Here is a 22,021-nt window from a genome sequence, read left to right as displayed (position 1 = left end):
ACTGGCCCACGCCGTGGCGGCCGTCAATGCCACGCTGCCCGACTACGCGCGGGCGCACCACTGGCGGCGCGCCGAGCAGCCCTTTTCCGTTGGCAACGGCCTGGCCACCAGCAACGGCCGCCTGCGCCGCGAGGCCTTGCGAGCTCACTACGCCGCTGCGCTCACCACGCTCGATCCCCTTGCCTCTACCCAGGACACCGCATGAACTTCTTCGACCAGCTGCAGGCCCAGACCGCCAGCGAACGCGCCTACCTGCTCGGCGCGCCCGTCATTGCCCACGCCATGGAAGGCCGCGTCACCGTTGGCGACTACATCGCCTTCCTCACGCAGGCTTACCACCACGTCAAGCACACCGTGCCATTGCTCATGGCGTGTGGCGCGCGATTGCCCGACCGGCTGGAATGGCTGCGCGCGGCGGTGGCCGAGTACATCGACGAGGAATACGGCCACCAGGAGTGGATCCTCAACGACATCAAGGCCTGCGGCGGTGACGTCGACGCGGTGCGCGGTGGCGAGCCAGGCCTGGCCACCGAGCTCATGGTCAGCTATGTGTACGACCGCATCCACCGCCACAACCCCGTGAGTTTCTTCGGCATGGTCAACGTGCTCGAAGGCACGAGCATCCAGCTCGCCACGCGCGCGGCGGGACACATCCGCGAGGCGCTGGGCCTGCCGCACACCGCTTTCAGCTACCTCAGCTCGCACGGCGCGCTGGACCTCGACCACATCCAGCTGTTCGCCGGCCTGGTCAACCGCCTCGACGATGAGGGCGACCGCCAGGCCGTGCTGCACACCGCCCGCGTGGTCTACCGTCTCTACGGAGACATGTTCCGTGCCCTGCGCCCGGCCGAACGGCCGGTGGCGGCGATGGCGGCCTGAGGAGAACGCCATGGATCTGGCAACGAGTCGCTGGGTGCTCACCGGAGCGAGCGGTGGCATCGGCGAGGCCTTGGTGGCGGAGCTGTGCCGGCGCGGGGCGCGGGTGCTGGTGGTGGGCCGCCGGGCCGAGGCCCTGTTCGGTCTGGCCGAACACCACCCGCAGCGCGTGCGCGTGGTGGTGGCCGACCTGCACACGCCGCAGGGCCGCCAGGCCGTGGTGGACGCCGCGCGCGAGATGGGCCCCTTCGATGGGCTCATCAACGCCGCCGGGGTGAACCACTTCGGCCTGTTCGACGCCATGGACGACGCGGGCATCGAGCGGTTGGTGTCGCTCAACCTCACGGCCACCCTTCAGCTCACGCGCGCCGTGCTGCCGCTGCTGCACGAGCGCCCTCGGGCCATGGTGGTGTTCCTCGGCTCCATCTTCGGCTCCATCGGCTATCCGGGCCAGGCGGTCTACAGCGCCACCAAGTTCGCGCTGCGCGGCTTTGCCGAGGCCTTGCGCCGCGAACTGGCCGACGGCCCGGTGCGCGTGCTCTACGCCGCGCCGCGCTCCACGCGCACGGCCATGAACGCCGACGCCATGGTGCAGATGAACCGCCAGTTGCAGGTGGCCATGGACCCGCCAGAGGCCGTGGCCCGTCAGATCGTCGACGCCTTGCGCGATGAACCGAAAGAGCTCTACCTCGGCAGCCCCGAGAAATTCTTCGTCCGCCTCAACGGCCTGCTGCCGCGTTTGGTGGACCGGGCGCTGCGCAAGCAGTTGCCCGTCATCCAGCGCTTTGCGCGCCAGACCCACCCAGGAACCGCCCCATGAAGAACGCCCACCGCCACCTCCTTGCCATCGCTTTCACCGCCGCCATGGGCGCGGGCCTGAGCGGGCCCGCACTCGCGCTCAGCGACGGCGCGCGCCAGCAGCTCGACGGCATCCAGGCCCGATGGGCCGAGGTGAACTACAAGCTGCCCGACAAGCAGCGCGAGGCCGCCTTCGCCGACCTGTCCCAACAGGCCGCGCAGGCCGTGGCCGCCGAGCCCGCGTCGGCCGAACTGCACATCTGGCACGGCATCGTACTCAGCACCTACGCGGGCGCCAAGGGAGGCCTGGGTGCGCTCGACCTGGTGAAGAAGGCCCGGGCCGAGCTGGAAGAAGCCCTCAAGCTCGACCCCAAGGCCCTCGATGGCTCGGCCTACACCAGCCTGGGCAGCCTGTACTACCAGGTGCCGGGCTGGCCGCTGGGCTTCGGCGACGACGCCAAGGCCGAGACCCTGCTCAAGCAGGCGCTTGCGATCAACCCCGATGGCATCGACCCGAACTACTTCTACGGCGACTTCCTGCTGCGCAAGAAGCGCTACGCGCAGGCCCGGCCGGTGCTGGAGAAAGCGCTGGCGGCGCCCGATCGCCCGGGCCGCGCGGCCGCCGACGAAGGGCGGCGCGGCGAGATCCGTCAGCGCCTCAAGGAGATCGAGGGCAGGCTGTGATCGTCAGGGCGCTGTCGCCGGTGAGTTGACGCGCATCAAGCCGCGGGACGCGCGCGCGCCGCAAGCTGCATGGGTGATCCGAAGGAGTGCCCATGGTCTACAAGCAGGTTCTCGTCCACATGGACGCCCAAGCACGCAGCGCCGCGCGCCTGAACATCGCGCGCCAGCTCGCGCACGCGCATGGCGCGGTGCTGGACGCGCTGTACGCCGCCAGCCTGGTGCCATCGGCCATGTCCTATCCCGAATTCGGTGAGCACGCGTCCAGCCTTCTGCGGCGGGAGTTGCAGCGGAGCGCCGAGGCGCGCGCGGTGTTCGAGCGCGAGATGCGCAAACCCGACGGCGACGCCACCTGGAGCGAGATTTCCGTGTTCCCGCTGCTCCAGGGTTTCGCCGGACAGGCGCTGTTTGCCGATCTGCTGGTGCTGGGCCAACACGACCCGGGCGCAGGGCCCGAGCTCGACGTGCCGCCCGACTTCGTGGAAGGCGTGCTCGCCGCCACCGGGCGGCCCGCGCTGGTGGTTCCGTACACCGGTGATTTCGAGGCCTTGCCGCGGCGCATCGCGATCGCCTGGAAGCCCGGTCGCGAAGCGATGCGCGCGGTGGCTGGTGCGCTGCCCTTGCTGCAGCGCGCCGAGCGGGTGGACGTGCTGTGCTGGGCCCCCGAACCCGCGCCCGCGGTACAAGGCCCCCGGCTGGACCTGCGGGGCTGGCTCCGCCTGCATGGCGTGTCGGTGCAATGGCATGAAGACCCCACCGAGCCCGCTGACCTCGGCGAACTGCTGCTCTCGCGCGCCTGCGACCTCTCGGCCGATCTGCTCGTCATGGGTTGCTACGGACACGCACGCATGCGCGAGTGGGTGCTGGGCGGCGTGAGCCGCACCGTGTTGCAGTCCATGACGCTGCCCGTGCTGATGTCGCACTGAGCCCGCGTGCGCAGGCCCCGCCGGCTTCAGATCGCGTTGGCGGAGCGGATCACCATCACCGGTGCCGGCGCCAGCCGGATGATCTGTTCCGCGCCACTGCCCAGCAGCAGGCGGTTGAACCCCCGGCGGCCGTGTGTGCCGAGCACGATCAGGTCGGCCTTCCAGTCGCGCGCCGCCTGCGCCACCGACTCACCCAGGCGCGGACCCAGTTCGTCGATGAGCAGCGAGTCGCAGGCCACGCCCGCGGCCTTGACGGTGGCCGCCGCCCCGTCCAGCGCCTCGCGCGCCCAGGTGCGCGCAGCGCCCAGCAGGTCGGCGGTGTACTCGTAGCCGCTCACGTACATCATCTCGTCGATGGCGTGCATCACGCGGATCTGGCCGTCCATGGCGCGCGCGAGCTGGATGGCGGCATCCAGCGCCTTCTTCGACGTCTCGCTGCCGTCCACGGGCACGAGGATTCGCTTGAACGGGTTCATGGTGTTCATCTCCGGTCTCGGACTGTTGATGGAACGACTGTGCCGGGCCGGTCGAGGAGGCGCCTTGCGATGGATCAAATCCGGCGGCGGTTCGCGCGCCTATCGTGGCCTCATCTGCCAGGGCATCGCCGATGCCCGCTGTTGAAGGAGACGAAGATGCCTGCTGTCGAATGGTTTCTGGTGGCCTGTGCCGCGCACGCACGGGTGATGCAACGCGAGCGCGGGCTGCCCATGGTGCAGATCGCCGCCTTCTCGCACCCCGAGGCGCGGCTCAGGGCGAGCGAGCTCGGCGACGACCGCGCCGGCCGCGAACGCGCCGACCGGGGCTTTGGCGGCGTGGCCTACGAGCCGCGCACGGACCCCGTGCGCAAGGAGCACCAGCGCTTCGCGCGCGAACTGGCCGACTACCTGGAAGAGGGTGCACGCGCCCAGGCCTATGGCGCGCTGGTGGTGTTCGCGGGCAATCCCTTCCTGGGCGAATTGCGCGAGGCGCTGGGCGATGGCACGCGGCGCCTGCTCAAGACCAGCCTGCCGGTGGACCTGAGCCACGTGGGGCCGGCCGAGATCGAGCGGCGCGTGCTGGACGAACTGGCCTCGGCCTGAACCGGATGGGCTGTTCTCGGGCTTGATGTCCGTCAAGGTGAGCGCGCCGCGACGCCTTTAGCCTCAAGCCTCACCGCACAAGGAGCATGTCATGAACATCTTTGCCATTCGATCCACAGCTGTGTTGCTGTCTCTGGTCGGCGCCCTCGGCGCGGGCTGCGCGCAAGTTCGCGGGCCCATGTATGGTCCGGGGCATGCCGGGCCGCGCCACACGCCCGGCTGGTCGATGATGAGCGAGCAGGAACGCGCGCAGCACCACGCGCAGATTCGCTCAGCCAAAACGCCCGAGGAATGCCAGCGCATCATGGACGAGCACCGGCGCCTGATGGAGCGCCGCGCGGCCGAACGCGGCATGCCCATGCAGCCTCCGCCTGAGGCCGCATGCCCTGCGCGCTGAGCCGCGCGCCGGGCCCATGAGGCGCTTGGCGGCCGGTCTGCTGCTGGGCCTGTGTCTGGGCGCAGCGGCCGAGGTACGGGCCGGTGCCGGCGCCCCGTGCGCCACACGGGCCTCGGCGGCGCCGCCGGACTTCGTGCAGGCGGTGGCGCGCAACGCACCCGCGCTGGTGCACCTGCTCACCGTGCGCGAATGGAGCGAGGAGGAGCCCGCGCCCGACGCCGAGCACCTGTTTCCCATGGCGGACGCACGCCGGGTGCCAGCGCCCGACGACGCGGCACAGGCCACTTACGCCGAGCGCGTCACCGCCTCCGGTTTCGTGCTCTCACCCGATGGCTTCATCCTGACCAGCGCGCACTCGGTGTTTCAGCGGCGCGAGGTCTGGGCCGTGCTGTCCGACGGTCGTCAGTTGCCGGCGCGCGTGGTCGGCACCGACCGGCGCGCCGACGTGGCCCTGCTCAAGGTGGCTGCCGAAGGCCTGCCCGTGGCGCGCCTGGCGCCTGACGACCCCGTGTGCGCCGGTCAGTGGGTGGCGGCGCTCGGTGCGCCCTTCGGCTTCGAGCGCACCCTCACCGTCGGCGTCGTCAGCGCCGAGCCCCGTCTGCTGCCCGGCTACGCGGGTGTGGCGCTGATCCAGCTCAACGTGGCGCTCAACCCCGGCAGCTCGGGCGGACCGCTGTTCAATGCGGCGGGTGAGGTGGTGGGCGTCAACACCATGATCTTTTCCTCGGCCGGTTTTTACCTCGGCATTTCCTTCGCTGTGCCCATCGGGCGCGCCTTGCAGGTGGCCGAACGCCTGCGCCAGGCCGACACACAACCGCGCGCGGCCTTCGTCGCGCTCACGCAACCGGTCTCGCCTGCGCTCGCGCGCGCCTTTGGCCTGCCGCAGTCGGGCGGCGTGCTGGTGTCGGGCGACGAGCCCGAACCCGGCCCCAGCGGCGGCCTGCGGCGTGGCGACGTGGTGCTGGCCATCGACGGCCAAACCATCGCCACCAGCGATGACCTGGACAACGCGGTGGCCGCGCGTGTGCCCGGGGCCTCCCTGCGCGTGGCGGTCTGGCGCGCCGGCCGGCGCGAGACCGTGCGCGTGATCCTGCGCGCCGCGCGCGACGAAGGGGTCGTGCCGGAGCCGGCGCCAGACCCTGCGTCGACCCATCGCCTCGGCCTGGTGCTGGTTCCCGCGGCACGGACGGCGCGGCTGCCGCCCGGCGTGTACGTGGAGAGCGCTGCTGGCGCCGCCTTGCTCGCGGGTCTGGACGGCGGCGACCGCATCGTCGCCGTGAACGCCACGCCCGTGGCCTCGCCCGCCGAGTTCGACGCGGCATTGGCCGGGCTCACGGCCGACACCGTGGCGCTGCTGGTCGTGCGCGGGCCGATGTCGCTGTACGTGCCTGTGATGCGCGTGCGGCCGCGCCCCTAGCTGGTTTCACTGTTCGGTCGGCGCCGCGCAGCGGCCCACCGACTGCGCGAGCGCGATGCGCTCGGTGGGCTTGAGGCCCAGGGCCTGCGCCAGACGGCGGCGGTCGATAAGGGCGCGCACCACCGTGCCCAACCCATGCGCGGCGCAGTGCAGGTACACGTTCTGCGCGATGCAACCGGCGTCGGCGCCCGCGAGGAAGGGGCGTTCGTCCGCGCGTGTGTCGTGCATGGCGGCGAAGTCGGCCACATAGACGAGGTCCAGGGGGGCGCTGCCGGCGAAGGCTTGCAGGCCGGTGGCGCCGCGCAGGTCTTCGGCCTTCACCAGGTTCAGGCGGTGCGCCGGCGCGTCGTAGCGGTAGGCGCCTTCGGGCAGCACGGCAAACACCGCCACCTCCTGCCAATCGTGCGCCGACGGCGCGGTACGTCCCTGGCGCACTGGCCGCTCGGGGCGGTTCACACCGAACGCGGCCCACAGCAGATCAGACAGCTCCTGCAGGTTCAGTGCGTCGGGCAGGAAATCGCGCGTGCTGCGCCGCTGCCGCAGGGCGCTGGCCAGGCTGGTGCCGCCGTCGGTGCGCGCGGGTGGCAGCACGACGTCATCGGACACGAGGTTGAGCTGGACCGTGGACATGGTGAGGGCCTCCACCGGGCTGACGATGCCCGCACGATGCCGTCGCGAGACGTCCACGTGCTTGATGTGCGTCATGTTGGCTGTCGGCCGCCGGGGCCACAGTGGTGGCGCGCGGGTCGCCGACCCGGGGGAGATGTCCATGAAGATTGCCGATATCTGCCGGCGCACGCCGGTCACCGTTCCCGCCACGGCCTCGGTGCGCGAGGCCGCGCGGGCCATGCAGGCCGAGCACGTGGGTGTCATCGGCCTGACCGACCCATTCGATCCCGGTCGCATCGTGGGTGTCGTCACCGATCGCGACCTGGTGCTGCACGTGCTCGCGGGCGAGCGGCCGGTCGATGGTCAGGTCGCGGCGCAGGCCTGTTCGTCGCGCTTGCACGGCGTGTCGGCCCAGGCCTCGGTGCACGAGGCCGTCCAGACCATGCGCGAGCACGGGGTCCGGCGCCTGCTCGTCGTGGGTGACGACGGTCAGGCGGTGGTGGGTGTGCTGTCGATGGACGACGTGCTGTCGGTGCTGGCCAACGAACTCGCGGCGCTGGCGGGTTCGCTCCAATCGGGCATGGCGCGCGAAGGTGGGGCGCCGGTCCAGCCCGCGCCGCTGGTCCGCGCGGCGCGCTGAAACAAAAACCCCGCACACCATGACAGCGTGCGGGGTCTTGAATCTGGTGCCGGAGAGAGGAGTCGAACCCCCGACCTTCTCATTACGAATGAGCTGCTCTACCAACTGAGCTACACCGGCGAAGCCCGGCATTATAGCCAAGCCGTTGGACCGCCGGGCCGGGTGGCCGCAGGGCGGTCCGCGAGGGCTCAGCCCTCGCGGTGGTAGGCGGTCACGCGCTCCACCTCGTTCTTGCTGCCCAGGATCACGCTCACGCGCTCGTGCAGCTTGGTGGGCTGGATGTCCAGGATGCGCTCGCGCCCGTTGGTGGCGGCGCCGCCGGCCTGCTCCACCAGCCAGCTCATGGGGTTGGCCTCGTACATCAGGCGCAGCTTGCCCGGCTTGTCGGGCTCGCGCTTGTCCCAGGGGTACATGAAGACGCCGCCGCGCGTGAGGATGCGGTGCACGTCGGCCACCATGCTGGCGATCCAGCGCATGTTGAAGTCCTTGCCGCGCGGGCCTTCCTTGCCCTGCAGGCACTCGTCGATGTAGCGCTTCACCGGGGCGTCCCAGTGGCGCATGTTGCTCATGTTGATGGCGAACTCTTTCGTGTCGGCGGGGATCTGCACGTCCTCCTGCGTGAGCACGAAGGAGCCCTGCTCGCGGTCGAGGGTGAACATGGCCACGCCGTCGCCCACGGTCAGCACCAGCGTGGTCTGCGGGCCGTAGACGCAGTAACCGGCCGCCACCTGCTTGCTGCCGGGCTGCAGGAAGTCGGCCTCATCCACGCCACGGTCGTCCTCGGGCATCTTCAGCACGCTGAAGATGGTGCCGATGCTGACGTTGACGTCGATGTTGGAGGAGCCGTCGAGCGGGTCGAACAGCAGCAGGTACTCGCCCTGCGGGTAGCGGTTGGGCACCACGTAGATGCTGTCCATCTCTTCGCTGGCCATGGCCGCCAGGTGGCCGCCCCACTCGTTGGCCTCGATCAGGACCTCGTTGGCGATGATGTCCAGCTTCTTCTGGACCTCGCCCTGCACGTTCTCGCTGCCGGCGGTGCCCAGCACGCCGCCCAGCGCGCCCTTGTTCACGGCGTGGCTGATGCTCTTGCAGGAGCGCGCCACCACTTCCAGCAGCAGGCGCAACTGCGAGGGGATGTGGCCGTCGACGCGCTGTTTCTCGACGAGGTAGCGGGTGAGGGAGATGCGTTGGCTCATGGTCGTGCTTCGATTCAATCGTCGGACAGCGCGCGGGTGACGACCTCGCGCACGTCGTTGCTCAGTTCGGCCTGCGCGGCCACGCGGGCGATGGCTTCGCGCGCGGCGCCGCGGTAGGGTTCGGCCAGCTTTTTCCAGCGGTCCAGCGCGCGCGCCAGGCGGGCGGCCACCTGCGGGTTGAAGCGGTCGATCTCGATCACGCGCTCGCTCCAGAACACGTAGCCCGAGGCGTCGGCGCGGTGGAAGGCGCCCGGGTTGGCGTTGCAGTAGCTGAAGATGACGCTGCGCGCGCGGTTGGGGTTGCGCAGGTTGAAGTCGCGGTGCGCCATCAACTGTTTCACCGCCGGCAGCACGTTGCCGCCGCGGTCGGGGGCGCCGGCCTGCAGCGCGAACCACTTGTCCAGCACCAGGGCCTCGTCGCGGAACAGGCTGTGGAAGCGCGTGAGCGCCTCGCGCGCCAGCGCGTGATCGGCCACCACCAGGGCCGACAGCGCGTTGAAGCGGTCGGTCATGTTGCCGGCGTCCTTGAAGCGCTGGTAGGCCTTGCCGGGCCACACGGCGTCGCCCGTGCGGCGCGCGTTCAGGCACAGCATGGCGAGCGCCATGCCGGCCAGGGCGCGGCGGCCCGCGCTCAGCGGGTCGGGGCGGTAGGCGCCGTTGTCCTTGTGCGCCTCGTAGGCCCAGGCCCAATCGGCCTGCAGGGCGTCGGCGAGCTGCTCGCGCATGGCCTCGCGCACGGCGTGCACGCGTTGCGGGTCCACCACCTCGAGCTGCTCGGCGATGTAGGTTTCGCTGGGCAGCGTGAGCGCCAGTTCCTTGAACGCGGCGTCAAGGCCGTCGTGGCGCAGCACCGCGCGCATGGCCTCGATGAAGGCGGCGTCCAGCGGCGCGTCCACCGCGCCGGGCGCGGCGATGGCCGCCAGCGCGCGACGCAGCGCCAGGCGCTGGCCGGCTTCCCAGCGGTTGAAGGGGTCGCTGTCGTGGGCCAGCAGGTTCAGCAGTTGCTCGTCGCTGTAGTCGCACTCCAGCACCACGGGGGCCGAGAAGCCGCGCAGCAGCGAGGGCACGGGCGCGCTGTCGATGTTTTCGAAGACCACGCTCTGGCTGACGTCGGTGAGCACGAAGAGGCACTGCTCGGGCGACAGGGGCAGCTCGCGGCCCGAGGCGTCGAGCAGGCCCAGGGCCACCGGAATCACGAAGGGCTGCTTGAGCGCCTGGCCCGGCGTGGGCGCGCAGCGCTGCGTGAGTGACAGCGTGTAGCGGCGCGCCGCGGCGTCGTAGTGGCCCTCGGCGCGCACGCGAGGCGTGCCGGCCTGGCTGTACCAGCGCTTGAAGGGCTCCAGCAGGCGCGCCAGCGCGCTGTCGGGGTTGGCGTCGGCGATGGCCTGGGCGAAGTCGTCGCAGGTCACGGCCTGGCCGTCGTGGCGCTCGAAGTAGAGCTTCATGCCGCGGGCAAAGCCATCGCGGCCGACGAGGGTCTGCATCATGCGCACGACCTCGGCGCCTTTTTCGTAGACGGTGACGGTGTAGAAGTTGTTGATCTCGACGTAGCTGTCGGGCCGCACTGGGTGGGCCATGGGGCCCGCGTCCTCGGGGAACTGCGCGGTGCGCAGCACGCGCACGTCCTCGATGCGCTTGACCGCGCGCGCCGAGGCCTCGGCGCACAGGTCCATGCTGAACTCCTGGTCGCGAAAGACCGTGAGGCCTTCCTTGAGCGAGAGCTGGAACCAGTCGCGGCAGGTGACGCGGTTGCCCGTCCAGTTGTGGAAGTACTCGTGGCCCACCACCGACTCGATGTTGGCGAAGTCGGTGTCGGTGGCCGTGGCGGCGTTGGCCAGCACGTACTTGGTGTTGAAGATGTTGAGGCCCTTGTTCTCCATCGCGCCCATGTTGAAGTCGCTGGTGGCGACGATCATGAAGCGCTCGAGATCGAGCGGCAGGCCGAAGCGGGCCTCGTCCCAGGCCACGCTGGCCATGAGCGAGTTCATGGCGTGCTCGGTCTTGTCCATGTCGCCACGGCGCACGTAGACCTGCAGCAGGTGTTCCTTGCCGCTGCGCGAGACGATGCGCTGCTCGCGCCCGACCAGTTGACCCGCCACCAGGGCGAACAGGTAGCAGGGCTTGCGGTGCGGGTCCACCCACTTGGCGAAGTGGCGGCCCTCGGAGAGATCGCCCGACTCCACCAGGTTGCCGTTGGACAGCAGCACCGGGTAGCGCTGCTTGTCGGCGCGCAGCGTCACGGTGTAGCTGGCCATCACGTCGGGCCGGTCCAGGAAGTAGGTGATGCGGCGAAAGCCCTCGGCTTCGCACTGCGTGAAGAAGGTGCCCTGGCTCACGTACAGGCCCATGAGCTGGCTGTTCTTCTCGGGCGCGCAGGTGGTGAAGATTTCCAGCGTGAAGGGGTCTTCTCCCTCGGGCAGGTTGTCCAGCACCAGTTGCCCCTCGTCCATGCGGAAGGAGCAGCCCGCGCCGTTGACCAGCACGCGCGCGAGGTTCAGCTCCTCGCCATCGAGCCGCAGGGACTGCGCGGGCACCGCCGCATTGCGCCGCAGCGTCATGCGGTTGAGCACGCGCGTCTTGGCCGGGTCGAGGTCGAAGCTCAGGTCGACCGTGTCGATCCAGTAGGCCGGCGGGGCGTAGTCTTCACGGCGCACCACGGTGGTGGGGCCTTCACGCAGAGAACTCATGGGTCACACCCCTTGTTTGAGCGAGGCTTCGATGAACGGGTCGAGGTCGCCGTCCAGCACCTTCTGGGTGGCGGAGATCTCGACGTTGGTGCGCAGGTCCTTGATGCGGCTGTTGTCCAGCACGTAGCTGCGGATCTGGTGGCCCCAACCGACGTCGGTCTTGGTGTCCTCCAGCTTCTGCTGCTCTTCCATGCGCTTGCGCATCTCGTGGTCGTACAGGCGGCTGCGCAGGCGCTGCCAGGCCAGGTCGCGGTTGCTGTGCTGGCTGCGGCTGTCCTGGCACTGCACCACGATGCCGGTGGGCATGTGCGTCAGGCGCACGGCCGAATCGGTCTTGTTGATGTGCTGACCGCCCGCGCCGCTGGCGCGGTAGGTGTCCACGCGCACGTCGGCCGGGTTGATGTCGATCTGGATCGAGTCGTCGATCTCGGGGTAGACGAACACCGACGCGAACGAGGTGTGGCGCCCACCCGAGCTGTCGAAGGGGCTCTTGCGCACCAGGCGGTGCACGCCGGTCTCGGTGCGCAGCAGGCCGAAGGCGTACTCGCCCTCGATCTTGATGGTGGCGCTCTTGATGCCCGCGGTGTCACCCGGCGTCTCGTCTTCGACAGTGGTGCTGAAACCCTTGCGCTCGGCGTAGCGCAGGTACTGGCGCAGCAGCATGCTGGCCCAGTCGCAGGCCTCGGTGCCGCCGGCGCCGGCCTGGATGTCGAGGAAGCAGTTGAGCGGGTCCGCCGGGTTGTTGAACATGCGGCGGAATTCGAGCTTTTCCACGTCGGCCGCGATCTTGGCGGCCTCGTTGGCAATGGTCTGCAGGCCGGCGTGGTCGTCGTCGGCGGCGGACATCTCGTGCAGCTCGGTGTTGTCGGCCAGCTCGGCGGCGAGCCGGTCGAGCACCAGCACCACGTCTTCCAGGGCCTTCTTTTCCTTGCCCAGGTCTTGGGCGCGCTTGGGGTTGTCCCAGACGGTGGGATCCTCCAGCGCGGACTCGACTTCCTTCAGCTTCGATGCCTTGGCATCGTAGTCAAAGATACCTCCGCAGCTCGACCACGCGGGTGGTCAGGTCATCGAGTTGCGTGCGGATGGCGTTGATCTGTTCGGCGTCCATGGCGATTCCTGCGTGTCTTCGGCGAAAAACGGCGATTTTCTCACGCAGGGCAGGGTATCGGCACGGGCGCCTAGAAGCGCACCGTGGTGCCCACCATGAAGGCCGCCGTGCCCAGGAACTGCACCTCCAGCGAGAGCCGGTCGTTGAGGCGGTAGCCCACGGAAGGGATGATCACCGGCGCGAAGCCGCCCACGTTCAGCGGCACCTTGTCCTTGTACCGGCCCACGTAGCCATAGATGATGCCGGCGCTGACGGTGACGTAGACCTCGGGCCAGCGCGTGAACAGGTCCGGGATGCTCTTGGCCACGTAGGCGTAGGCCGAGGGCTGGCCGAAGGAGTTGTTGAACAAGGCCACGCCGCACATCTGGTTATTCGGCAGGCGCCGGCTCAGGCTCATCAGGTAGACCTGCCGGTGTTCTTCGTCGAAGCGCCAGTGGTGGGTGTAGGGCGAGGCGAAGACCTCGTAGCGCGGCTCGCCCTCGGGCAGGGGGTCGTCCCAGCCGGGGCAGAGGTTGATGGCGAGGGCCGGCCCCGTGGCGACCAGGGCGGCGAGGGAGAGTGCGTGTCGAATGCGCATCGGCGCAGTCTGCCCGAATACCCCCCCTGCCGTTCGCTCGTGTGCAACAGCCGGTGAATCAGGCCTTGTCCGACAGAAATGTCTCGATCAATGGGGCCAATTCCTCGGGGCGGTCGTGGTGCATCATGTGCCCCGCGTCTTCGACGATGGCGTGCCGCAGGTCGGGCACGTGCGCGATGCGCTCGCGGAATTCGTCCAGCGTGTAGCGGCCCTTCCACCACAGGCCCAGGCTGTCGTCGCTGGCCACCACGCACAGCGTGGGCGCGCTGATGCGGCGGTACACCTCGATCGCTTCCTCGGGCCGGAACAGCACCGCGTTGGTGACCTTGTGCGCCGGGTCGCCCAGGATCGCCCAGCGGCCCTCGGCGTCGGGCCGCGCCCACTGGCGGGCCAGCCAGTCGGCCTTGTCTTGCGGCAGGCGCGGGTTGGTCTTCATCAGGCGGCGCGCCACGCCCTCGGCGTCGGGGTAGGTGCTCAGGTCCATGTCGCCGCGCCGCTGCGCGCGGATCTCGTCCAGCCACTGCGCGTAGCGCTTGGGCGCCTGCTCCGGCGGCGAGGCCGGCATGCCGAAGCCCTCCAGGTTGACCAGGCGGCGAATGCGCTGCGGCCGCGCGCCCGCGTACAGCGTGGCCACGTGGCCGCCCATGCTGTGGCCCACCAGGTCCACCGGCTGGTCCGGCGCGATGGCGTCGAGCAGCGCGTCGAGGTCGCCCAGGTAGTCGGGGAACCAGTAGCTGTCGGGCGCGGCGCCCTCGAACGTGGTGTCGCCATAGCCGCGCCAGTCGGGCGCGACGATGTGGCGGTCTTCCTTCATCGCGTCGATCACGAACTGCCAGGACGCGGCCACGTCCATCCAGCCGTGCACCAGCACCAGCGGCGCGCGCGCCGGGTCGGGCGTGCCCCAGTGCCGCAGGTGGTAGCGCCAGCCACGGATGGGGAGAAACTCGCTGTGGGAGGGGCGTCGTGCTTGGTACATTCGCCCGATCATAGAGAGGCTCCGATGGCGGGGCCCGGAGACAAAGGCATGCCCACAGCCGCCCGCCGTCAAGGCCGCGACACCGCCACCCAGGCGCCGCTCGACCTGTACGCCACGCTGCACGCGGACTTCCGCTGGCAGGTGCCGGCCGAATTCAACATCGCCGAGGTCTGCGCGCGCCGCTGGGCCGCCAGCCCGGCCAGCGCCCGCCGCACGGCGGTCATCGCCACGGCCCCCGGCCAGAGTGACCGCGAGCACAGCTACGCCGAACTCGTCGCGCAGGCCAATCGTCTGTCGAACGCGCTCGATGCCCTGGGCGTGCAGCGCGGCGACCGCGTCGCCATCGTGCTGCCGCAGCGCTTCGAGACCGCCGTGGCCTACATGGCCGTGCTGCAAATGGGCGCGGTGGCCATGCCGCTGTCGCAGCTCTTCGGCCCCGAGGCGCTGGCGTTCCGCCTGCGCGACAGCGAGGCGGTGCTGGCCATCTGCGACGCGAGCACGCTGGCGGCGGTGCAGGGCGTGAGCGCGGCCTGCCCGCTGTTGAACGAGCTGATCGCCGTCGACGCGCCCGAAGGCCCCGCACGCGGCGGCGCACTCGATTGGGCGCAACTGCTGGCGCAGGAAGAAGAACGCTTCGCGCCCGCCCACACCCGCGCCGACGAAGCCGCCGTGCTCATCTACACCAGCGGCACCACCGGCAACCCCAAGGGCGCGCTCATCCCGCACCGCGCGCTCATCGGCAACCTCACCGGCTTCGTCTGCAGCCAGAACTGGTTCGGCTTCGACCCCTTCGACGCCGGCCGCGCCAGCGAGGCCGTGTTCTGGTCGCCCGCCGACTGGGCCTGGACCGGCGGGCTGATGGACGCGCTGCTGCCCACGCTCTACTTCGGCCGGCCCATCGTGGCGCACAACGGCCGCTTCAGCCCGCAGACCGCCTTCGAGCTCATCGAGCGCCACGGCGTCACGCACAGCTTCCTGTTTCCCACCGCGCTCAAGGCCATGATGAAGGCTTACCCGCAACCGAAGCGCCACTTCCGCTTCATGCTGCAGGGCCTGATGAGCGCGGGCGAAGCGGTGGGCGACGCGGTCTTCAACTGGTGCCGGGACGAATTGGGCATCACGGTGAACGAGATGTTCGGCCAGACCGAGATCAACTACATCGTGGGCAACTGCGCGCGCCTGTGGCCGGCGCGGCCCGGCAGCATGGGCAGGGGCTATCCGGGCCACCGCGTCGCGGTCATCGACGACGAGGGCAAGGAATGCCCCGTGGGCGTGCCGGGTGATGTGGCCGTGCACCGGCGCGACGTGCACGGCGAACTGGACCCGATCTTCTTTCTGGGCTACTGGAAGAACGAGGCCGCCACGCGGGGCAAGTTCACCGGCCACCTGAGCAACAGCTGGTGCCGCACCGGCGACCTGGCGGTGCGCGACAAGGACGGTTATCTCTGGTACCAGGGGCGGGCCGACGACGTGTTCAAGGCCGCGGGCTACCGCATCGGACCGAGCGAGATCGAGAACTGCCTGGTGAAGCACCCGGCGGTGGCGAACGCGGCGGTGGTGCCGAAGCCGGACCGTGAAAGAGGCGCTGTCGTGAAGGCCTTCGTTGTGCTGTCGCCTGGCCACGTGGGCAACCCGGCGCTGATTGCGGAACTCCAGGCGCACGTGAAGGGGCGGCTGGCGCCCTACGAGTACCCGAAGGAGATCGAGTTCATCGAGGCGCTGCCGATGACCACGACCGGGAAGGTGCAGAGGCGGGTGTTGAGGCTGAGGGAAGAGGAGCGGGCGAAGGCGAGGTGATGCCCTTCGCCGCGCGGGCACGGCGGCGTCTGCGGCCGTGGCAGCTCCCTCAGGGAAACGCGGGGATGTCCGGCTCAGTGCCTTCCAGGTGCGCCTCGGGGTGCAAATCCTGCAGCCGTTTTTCGACGGCCTCGACCCGCCACATGGGCACGTCCACCATCAGCAACACCCGGCCGCGCTCGATCTGTGCCGCGAAGCGCTGCAGGCGCTTGCTCGGTATGGAGATGCCGATCATGGAGGAGGCCCAGGTGCCGAACAACGCGCCGAAGACAGCCAGCCCGGGGGCGACGATGCCCCACTGCAGCGCGTCACTGCCGATGGGATAGAGCACCGCCACCAGCGCCCCCAGCAGCCCGCCAAGGCCTGCACCGACGATCAGGCCGATCTCGGCCGAGCGCACCACGTCGGAGGTCTGCAGCACGTTGGCGGCATGCAGGCCGCGCATGTCGGCGTCTTCCCGCGCGACGAAATGGATATGGCGCACCTCGATGCGCGCCAGCAGCAGGTCTTTCATCGTGTTGCGGGCGCTGTCCAGATCGGGCAGAAGCCAGTAGATGCGTTTGCGCATGATCAACTCCTTGGGACGGTTTCAATGGTTGGCGCTTGTCTTGGGTTCCTCCACCGGCGCGAAGAACTCGCTGCGCGACAGGAAGGTGTAGTCGGCCTCCAGCGCACCGATGCCGATCAGCGTGATCAGCAGCAGGGGTGGCACCAGGATGGCGCAGATGAGAGCCAGGCGCTCCCACACCATGTGCATGAAGACGGCGACGATCAGTCCCGCCTTCAGCAGCATGAAGACGATGATGAGCGACCACCGCAACAGACCCTGCAGCTCGTAGTAGTCCACCATGTATGAGGCGGCGCTCAGCACGAACAGAAGGCCCCAGATCTTGAAATAGACGCCCAGGGGATGCTGCTGGCCCTGCCCATGCGAGCCGCCGCCGTGGTCTGCGTGCTGCCCGTGATCTGCGTGTCCTGCGTGTTCCATGCGCGGCTCCTTCGGCCTACCAGAGGTAGAAGAACGCGAAGATGAAGACCCACACCAGATCCACGAAGTGCCAGTACAGGCCCAGGACCTCCACGATCTCGTAGTTGCCCTTGCGGTGGGTGAGGAAGCCGGGTCGCTCGTGGTCGAGGTCGCCGCGCGCCACCTTGGCGGCGACGATGAGAAGGAAGATCACGCCGATGGTCACGTGCGTCCCGTGAAACCCCGTGATCATGAAGAAGCAGGAGCCGAACTGCGCCGCGCCCCAGGGGTTGCCCCAGGGCCGAACGCCTTCGGAGATCAGCTTGTACCACTCGAAGGCCTGCATGCCGACGAAGGTGGCCCCCAGCAGGGCGGTGGCCATCAGCAGCCAGAAGGTCGTCCTGCGGTCGCGCCGGTAGCCGTAGTTGACCGCGAGCGCCATCGTGCCGCTGCTGGAGATCAGCACGAAGGTCATGATGGCGATGAGCAGCAGGGGCACGTTCTCGCCGAACACCGTGAGCGAGAACACCTCGCTCGGGTTGGGCCAGGGCGCCACGGTCGACAGGCGCACCGTCATGTACGCGATCAGGAAGCTGCCGAAGATGAAGACGTCCGAGACAAGGAAGATCCACATCATCGGCTTGCCCCAGGGCACGCCCTTGAAGGCGCGCTGGTCCGAGGCGACGTCCCGCACGGCGCCGCGCCAGCCCTTGTCTGCCACCCACGCCGTTTCGTTCGTCATGACGTGTCTCCGCTCAGAGGGGGGTGGAGGAGCAGATCGCCAGCCCCAGGTCGTCCGACACCAGCAGCGCGTACAACAGCACCCACACCGCCAGCAGGAAATGCCAATAGGTGGCGCACAGTTCGCTGGCCAGGCGCAGGTGCGCGGCGTCGGCCCCGCGCCAGGCCCGCAGCGAGACGCGCGCCCAGGCCACGAGCCCGCCCAGTACGTGCAGGCCGTGCACCGCCGTGAACAGGTAGAAGAAGGCCGTGGCCGCGCTGCTGGCGAGCAGGAAGCCGGCGCCGTGGTACTGCTTCCACACGACGAGCTGGCCGGCCAGAAAGGCGAAGCTCAGCAGGCCGCTGGCGGCCAGGCCGCGGCGCACGTTGCCGATGTCGGCGCGGCGCGCGGCGTACACGGTCCATTCCATGGCCAGGCTGGCGCCCATCAGAAAAGCGGTGTTGAGCAGCAGCAGGCGCGGCCGTGGAATGGGGCTCCAGTCGGCCAGGTCCAGCCGCATGGCGTAGGCGCTGGCGAACAGCACGAACAGGGAGCTCGCCACGCCGAGGAAGACCCACAGCGCCACCTTGGCCGCGGGCTTGGCCGCCAGGCCCACGCGCACCTGGGGCACCACCACCTCGGCGCGCCAGGGTTCCACCAGGGTCTGCCGCATCAGCCACCAGACGATGGCGGCCATCAACAGCGTGAGGAACACCAGGCCGATGGTCATGGCGTCAGGCTCCGGTCGACCCGTCGTTGCGGGCCCAGGCCTCGGCCGCCACTTCCGAGGGCGGCACGTTCTGCGGGATGTAGTCCGTCTTGAGGCCCGGGACGCCGTAGTCGTAGGCCCAGCGGTGCACCGTCGGCAGGTCCCGGCCGAAGTTGCCGTGGCTGGGCGGTGTCTCGGGCGTCATCCATTCCAGGCTGGTGGCCTGCCAGGGGTTGCCGCCCGCGGGCCTGCCCTTGAAGTAGCTGTGTGCCAGGTTGTAGAGAAAGGCCAGTTGCGCCGCGCCGACCACGAAGGCCGCCAACGAGATCCAGGCGTTGAGCAGATGCGCCGAGTCCGGAATGAAGTTGGTGCCGCCGAAGCCGTAGTAGCGCCGCGGGATTCCCATGAAACCCAGGTAGTGCATGGGATAGAAGATGGCGTAGGTGCCGACGAAGGTCACCCAGAAGTGCAGCTTGCCCAGGGTGTCGTCGAGCATGCGCCCGGTGATCTTGGGGTACCAGTGGTAGATGGCGCCGAACACGACCAGCACCGGCGCGATGCCCATCACCATGTGGAAGTGCGCCACGACGAACATGGTGTCCGACAGCGGCAGGTCGACCACCACGTTGCCGAGGAACAGCCCCGTGAGGCCGCCGTTGACGAAAGTGAAGATGAAGGCGATGGCGAACAGCATCGGCACGTTCAGGCGGATGTTGCCCCTCCACAGCGTGAGCACCCAGTTGTAGACCTTGATCGCCGTGGGCACCGCGATGATCAGCGTGGTGGTGGCGAAGAAGAACCCGAAGTACGGGTTCATGCCGCTCACGTACATGTGGTGCGCCCACACGATGAAGCTCAGGCCGCCGATGATCAGGATCGCCCACACCATCATGCGGTAGCCGAAGATGTTCTTGCGCGAGTGGACGCTGATGAGGTCCGACACGATGCCGAAGGCCGGCAGCGCCACGATGTAGACCTCGGGGTGGCCGAAGAACCAGAACAGGTGCTGGAACAGCAGCGGGCTGCCGCCGGTGTGCTCGAGTGGCTGGCCCTTGGAGACCAGCGCCGGCATGAAGAAGCTGGTGCCCAGGGTCTGGTCGAGGAACATCATGATGGCGCTCACGAACAGCGCCGGGAAGGCCAGCAGCGCCAGGATCGTGGCCACGAAGATGCCCCACACCGTCAGCGGCAGCCGCATCATCGTCATGCCGCGGGTGCGCGCCTGCAGGATGGTCACCACGTAGTTGAGGCCACCCATGGTGAACCCGATGACGAACACGCCCAGCGAGATCAGCATCAGCAGGATGCCCCAGTTGGCGCCCGGCGTGCCGTCCAGGATGGCCTGCGGCGGATAGAGCGTCCAGCCAGCGCCGGTGGGCCCGCCCGGCACGAAGAAGCTGGCCACCAGGATCAGCACGGCCGCCAGGTAGATCCAGTAGCTGAGCATGTTGAGGTAGGGGAACACCATGTCGCGCGCGCCCACCATCAGCGGGATCAGGTAGTTGCCGAATCCGCCCAGGAACAGCGCCGTCAGCAGGTAGATCACCATGATCATTCCATGCATGCTCACCAGCTGCAGGTAGACGGCCGGGTCGATGAAGGAGACCTGGCCTGGAAAGCCGAGCTGCAGGCGCATGAGCCAGGAGAACACCAGTGCCACCAGGCCGATGGCCATCGCCGTCAGCCCGTACTGGACCGCGATGACCTTGGCGTCCTGGCTCCAGATGTATTTGCCGATGAAGGTCTTGGGGTGGTAGAGGTGGACCTCCGCCACTTCCGCGGGTGGGGCGATTTCTGTTTCGTCGTGCGCGACATGAGTCCCCATTGAGCCTCCCCGTGCGGTTTCAACGCGTGTTGATGTAGGCCACGATGTCGCCGACCGCGGCTTCGTCCATGAGCATCCCCGAGACCAGCGCCATCTGGCCGCCGTGGATGTCCTTCGGATGCGCACCGCGCACGCCGTCGCGGAAGTTCGTCAGCTGCCTGGCCAGGTACCAGTCGTTCATGCCTTGAAGCCGCGGCGCATTGGTCGCCGCGATGCCCTGCCCCTCGGCGCCGTGGCAGGCGGCGCAGGTGGCCCAACGTGCACGCCCCCTGTCGGCGTTGCCCAGGATGGTGGCTGGCGGTCGGGTGTCGGGCAGCGAGGCGATGTAGGCCACCACGTCGGCAACGGCGTTGGCGTCCACCAGCGTGGCCGCCATGGGCGCCATCGTCTGGCCGAAGCGGTCCCTCTCGTGCGTCCCCCGGGCGCCGCTCTTGAACAGGTGCAGCTGCCGTTCGAGGTACCACGCGCTCTGTCCCGAGAGCTTGGGCGCGTTGAACTCCAGCTTGCCTTCGCCGTTGTCGCCATGGCAGGCCGCGCAGGTGGCATAGAGGGTTTTGCCGATGGTGGTATTGGCGGCGGGCTGGTCGCGCAACTGCGCATAGGTGGGCTGGCTCTGCAGCCAGGCGGCGTAAGCGGCGGGTTCTTCCACCACCAGGCGGCCGCGCATGGCGAAGTGGCCAACCCCGCACAGTTCCTCGCACAGCACGTCGAAAGAGCCGGTGCGGGTGGGCGTGAACCAGGCATAGGTGACCAGGCCGGGCACCAGGTCCATCTTGACCCGCATTTCGGCGATGGCGAAGTTGTGCAGGACGTCCTTGGAGCGCAGCAGCAGCTTGAGCGGCTGGCCCAGCGGTACCCGCAGTTCCGGTGTGCTCACCAGGATGTCGTCGTGGCCGCTCGCGTCATGGGGGTTCATGCCGAAGGGATTGGTGTCCGTCACGTAGCGGGCGTGGGTGGTGCCGAGCCTGCCGTCGTTGCCGGGCAGGCGATAGGTCCAGTGCCATTGCTGCGCAACCGCCTCGACCACTTGTGCTTGCGCGGGTGGGTGGACGACCTGCGACCACACCACCAGGCCAGGCGCGAGCATGGCAGCAACGCCGACGGCCGTGAGGACCAGCAGCCACCACTCGAGCTTCTTGTTCTCGGGCTGGTAGGCGGCGTGCGCGCCGGGACGGTGGCGGTAGCGGATGACCGCCCAGGCCATGAAGAGGCTGAGAGCGACGAAGACGACGCCGGTCACCCAGAAGGTGATGCCGATGGTGGTGTCGATGGCCTGCCAGTTGGAGGCGATCGGCGTGAAGTACCAGGGGCTGAGGAAGTGGAAGAGGACCGAGCCCAGCGCCAGGACGACGAGTGCAAGGGCGATCGCCATTGCTAGTCCTTCGGCGCCATCCGATTCAGTCGCCAGTAGAGGACGGCGGCCACACAGCCGAAGACGAGGTGCGCGGCCACGGTGGCCGCGCCACGCAGGTCGGCCAGCCAGGGAAAGAACGCGGTGAGCATGCCGAAGTTGACCAGGTACAGCAGCCAGCCCATGAACGCGCCCGCCACCAGGGCCTTCAGCGGCTCGGTGTCGAGTCGCAGCTGCACCAGGATGGTCGCCATCACCAGTCCGAAGACGATGCCCAGCGCGTAGTGGATGAGCAGCGCGAGGGAGACCGCGCCGAGGCCGAACTGGTAGCCGCCCGCCTGCAGGCTGTCTGCCGGTGCGCCGCTGAAGATCAGCGCGATCATGTGGGACGTCCGCCAGGGGCCGTCCGGGTTGAAGATGGCCGACCAGATCAGGTCCAGGACCATCAGCACCGCACCCGCGGCGAAACCGGAGACCGCTGCCGCGACCCAGTCCACCGCACGCCAGCGCCAGCCGCGCTGACCGAGAAACGTCTCCATGGTGCCCTCCCTCGAACGAGAGTTCCCATGTTGTTCCGGCTTGCGCCGGAGCAACGCCGGCCGTTCTTGTACACCCGTTGAACGGGCAACGCAATCAAGCGATCGCGTGCGCCATGGGCGAACGGGAGATGCTGCACTGCAGCGC

The 22,021-nt window shown here is 68.9% G+C and carries 24 protein-coding genes, 1 tRNA gene and 1 pseudogene; 11 read left to right on the top strand and 15 right to left on the bottom strand.

Translation table 11 applies throughout. The features are described from left to right. From VLG41_RS18520 to VLG41_RS18500, 5 genes and pseudogenes are all read left to right on the top strand, one after another. Positions 1-205 (top strand): annotated as a pseudogene (locus VLG41_RS18520) (long-chain acyl-CoA synthetase); the annotation flags it as partial. Next, entirely contained in the window at positions 202-879 is a 678-nt protein-coding gene (locus VLG41_RS18515) for an iron-containing redox enzyme family protein (RefSeq protein ID WP_325350861.1), read from the top strand. The pseudogene VLG41_RS18520 and the gene VLG41_RS18515, both read left to right, overlap by 4 nt. Positions 880-889: 10 nt before the next feature. Continuing rightward, positions 890-1,696, top strand: coding sequence for an SDR family oxidoreductase (locus tag VLG41_RS18510; RefSeq protein WP_325350860.1), 807 nt, complete (start codon positions 890-892; stop codon positions 1,694-1,696). Further along, the gene (locus tag VLG41_RS18505; protein WP_325350859.1) at positions 1,693-2,358 is read left to right on the top strand and encodes a tetratricopeptide repeat protein; all 666 of its coding nucleotides are present in this window, start codon (positions 1,693-1,695) and stop codon (positions 2,356-2,358) included. The genes VLG41_RS18510 and VLG41_RS18505 overlap by 4 nt, the downstream gene beginning before the upstream one ends. Positions 2,359-2,450: 92 nt before the next feature. Continuing rightward, positions 2,451-3,281 (top strand): universal stress protein, encoded by an 831-nt coding sequence (locus VLG41_RS18500; protein ID WP_325350858.1) that lies wholly within the window; start codon positions 2,451-2,453, stop codon positions 3,279-3,281. 26 nt (positions 3,282-3,307) lie between these two features. Here the strand turns inward: VLG41_RS18500 and VLG41_RS18495 are convergent, their stop codons facing one another. Continuing rightward, positions 3,308-3,757, bottom strand: a complete 450-nt coding sequence (locus VLG41_RS18495; protein ID WP_325350857.1) for a universal stress protein — start codon at positions 3,755-3,757, stop codon at positions 3,308-3,310. On the opposite strand from VLG41_RS18495, the gene VLG41_RS18490 reads away from it, so the two are divergent. The 4 genes from VLG41_RS18490 (at position 3,756) to VLG41_RS18475 (ending at position 6,174) form a co-directional block, all read left to right on the top strand. Beyond that, positions 3,756-3,902 carry a hypothetical protein gene (locus tag VLG41_RS18490; protein ID WP_325350856.1) on the top strand — a complete coding sequence of 49 codons (147 nt, stop codon included), beginning with the start codon at positions 3,756-3,758 and terminating at the stop codon, positions 3,900-3,902. The genes VLG41_RS18495 and VLG41_RS18490 overlap by 2 nt on opposite strands. Before the next feature lie 11 nt (positions 3,903-3,913). Further along, positions 3,914-4,360, top strand: coding sequence for a host attachment protein (locus VLG41_RS18485; RefSeq protein WP_325350855.1), 447 nt, complete (start codon positions 3,914-3,916; stop codon positions 4,358-4,360). A 91-nt stretch (positions 4,361-4,451) separates the two neighbouring features. Beyond that, the gene (locus tag VLG41_RS18480; RefSeq protein WP_325350854.1) at positions 4,452-4,757 is read left to right on the top strand and encodes a hypothetical protein; all 306 of its coding nucleotides are present in this window, start codon (positions 4,452-4,454) and stop codon (positions 4,755-4,757) included. Positions 4,758-4,773: 16 nt separating this feature from the next. Then, positions 4,774-6,174 (top strand): S1C family serine protease, encoded by a 1,401-nt coding sequence (locus VLG41_RS18475; protein WP_325350853.1) that lies wholly within the window; start codon positions 4,774-4,776, stop codon positions 6,172-6,174. Between the two features lie 6 nt (positions 6,175-6,180). Here VLG41_RS18475 and VLG41_RS18470 read toward each other — a convergent pair whose 3' ends face one another. Further along, positions 6,181-6,879: a nitroreductase family protein gene (locus tag VLG41_RS18470; RefSeq protein ID WP_325350852.1), complete on the bottom strand. Its 699-nt coding sequence runs from the start codon at positions 6,877-6,879 to the stop codon at positions 6,181-6,183. Between the two features lie 64 nt (positions 6,880-6,943). On the opposite strand from VLG41_RS18470, the gene VLG41_RS18465 reads away from it, so the two are divergent. Beyond that, positions 6,944-7,423 carry a cyclic nucleotide-binding/CBS domain-containing protein gene (locus tag VLG41_RS18465; protein WP_325350851.1) on the top strand — a complete coding sequence of 160 codons (480 nt, stop codon included), beginning with the start codon at positions 6,944-6,946 and terminating at the stop codon, positions 7,421-7,423. Positions 7,424-7,467: 44 nt separating this feature from the next. On the opposite strand, the gene VLG41_RS18460 is transcribed toward VLG41_RS18465, so the two are convergent. The 6 genes from VLG41_RS18460 to VLG41_RS18435 form a co-directional block, all read right to left on the bottom strand. After that, positions 7,468-7,543 (bottom strand) — tRNA-Thr (locus tag VLG41_RS18460). Positions 7,544-7,611: 68 nt separating this feature from the next. Further along, entirely contained in the window at positions 7,612-8,619 is a 1,008-nt protein-coding gene (locus VLG41_RS18455) for a class 1 fructose-bisphosphatase (RefSeq protein ID WP_325350850.1), read from the bottom strand. Positions 8,620-8,633: 14 nt separating this feature from the next. Beyond that, positions 8,634-11,306, bottom strand: coding sequence for an aminopeptidase N (pepN, locus tag VLG41_RS18450; RefSeq protein ID WP_325350849.1), 2,673 nt, complete (start codon positions 11,304-11,306; stop codon positions 8,634-8,636). A gap of 3 nt (positions 11,307-11,309) precedes the next feature. Continuing rightward, positions 11,310-12,414, bottom strand: a protein-coding gene (gene prfB / locus VLG41_RS18445; RefSeq protein ID WP_325350848.1) for a peptide chain release factor 2 whose coding sequence is annotated in 2 segments (ribosomal slippage) — positions 11,310-12,332 and positions 12,334-12,414 — 1,104 coding nt in all. Because the reading frame shifts where the segments join, the coding sequence is not laid out codon by codon here. 70 nt (positions 12,415-12,484) lie between these two features. Then, positions 12,485-12,991, bottom strand: a complete 507-nt coding sequence (locus VLG41_RS18440) for a hypothetical protein (protein WP_325350847.1) — start codon at positions 12,989-12,991, stop codon at positions 12,485-12,487. 58 nt (positions 12,992-13,049) lie between these two features. Further along, positions 13,050-13,967, bottom strand: coding sequence for an alpha/beta hydrolase (locus VLG41_RS18435; RefSeq protein ID WP_325350846.1), 918 nt, complete (start codon positions 13,965-13,967; stop codon positions 13,050-13,052). 48 nt (positions 13,968-14,015) lie between these two features. Between VLG41_RS18435 and VLG41_RS18430 the strand changes: the two genes are divergently transcribed. Next, positions 14,016-15,764 (top strand): acyl-CoA synthetase, encoded by a 1,749-nt coding sequence (locus tag VLG41_RS18430; RefSeq protein ID WP_325350845.1) that lies wholly within the window; start codon positions 14,016-14,018, stop codon positions 15,762-15,764. 49 nt (positions 15,765-15,813) lie between these two features. Here the strand turns inward: VLG41_RS18430 and VLG41_RS18425 are convergent, their stop codons facing one another. From VLG41_RS18425 to VLG41_RS18395, 7 genes are read right to left on the bottom strand one after another with little or no spacing between them, the layout of a single operon-like run. Further along, positions 15,814-16,332: a DUF1269 domain-containing protein gene (locus VLG41_RS18425; protein ID WP_325350844.1), complete on the bottom strand. Its 519-nt coding sequence runs from the start codon at positions 16,330-16,332 to the stop codon at positions 15,814-15,816. A 21-nt stretch (positions 16,333-16,353) separates the two neighbouring features. Further along, positions 16,354-16,752 (bottom strand): cytochrome C oxidase subunit IV family protein, encoded by a 399-nt coding sequence (locus tag VLG41_RS18420; protein ID WP_325350843.1) that lies wholly within the window; start codon positions 16,750-16,752, stop codon positions 16,354-16,356. 16 nt (positions 16,753-16,768) lie between these two features. Beyond that, the gene (locus VLG41_RS18415) at positions 16,769-17,473 is read right to left on the bottom strand and encodes a heme-copper oxidase subunit III family protein (RefSeq protein ID WP_325350842.1); all 705 of its coding nucleotides are present in this window, start codon (positions 17,471-17,473) and stop codon (positions 16,769-16,771) included. A 13-nt stretch (positions 17,474-17,486) separates the two neighbouring features. Then, positions 17,487-18,182 carry a cytochrome c oxidase subunit 3 gene (locus VLG41_RS18410; protein ID WP_325350841.1) on the bottom strand — a complete coding sequence of 232 codons (696 nt, stop codon included), beginning with the start codon at positions 18,180-18,182 and terminating at the stop codon, positions 17,487-17,489. Between the two features lie 4 nt (positions 18,183-18,186). Continuing rightward, entirely contained in the window at positions 18,187-19,986 is a 1,800-nt protein-coding gene (locus VLG41_RS18405) for a cytochrome c oxidase subunit I (protein WP_325350840.1), read from the bottom strand. A gap of 19 nt (positions 19,987-20,005) precedes the next feature. Continuing rightward, on the bottom strand, positions 20,006-21,358 hold the full coding sequence (locus tag VLG41_RS18400) for a c-type cytochrome (RefSeq protein ID WP_325350839.1): 1,353 nt from the start codon (positions 21,356-21,358) through the stop codon (positions 20,006-20,008). A gap of 2 nt (positions 21,359-21,360) precedes the next feature. After that, positions 21,361-21,876, bottom strand: a complete 516-nt coding sequence (locus VLG41_RS18395) for a hypothetical protein (RefSeq protein WP_325350838.1) — start codon at positions 21,874-21,876, stop codon at positions 21,361-21,363. Between the last annotated feature and the right edge of the window lie 145 nt (positions 21,877-22,021).

Source organism: Hydrogenophaga sp., assembly GCF_035481345.1.
Classification (GTDB): Bacteria; Pseudomonadota; Gammaproteobacteria; order Burkholderiales; family Burkholderiaceae_C; genus Hydrogenophaga.
The sequence above is the reverse complement of the archived record's forward strand: the minus strand, read 5'-3'. Positions and strand labels throughout refer to the sequence as shown.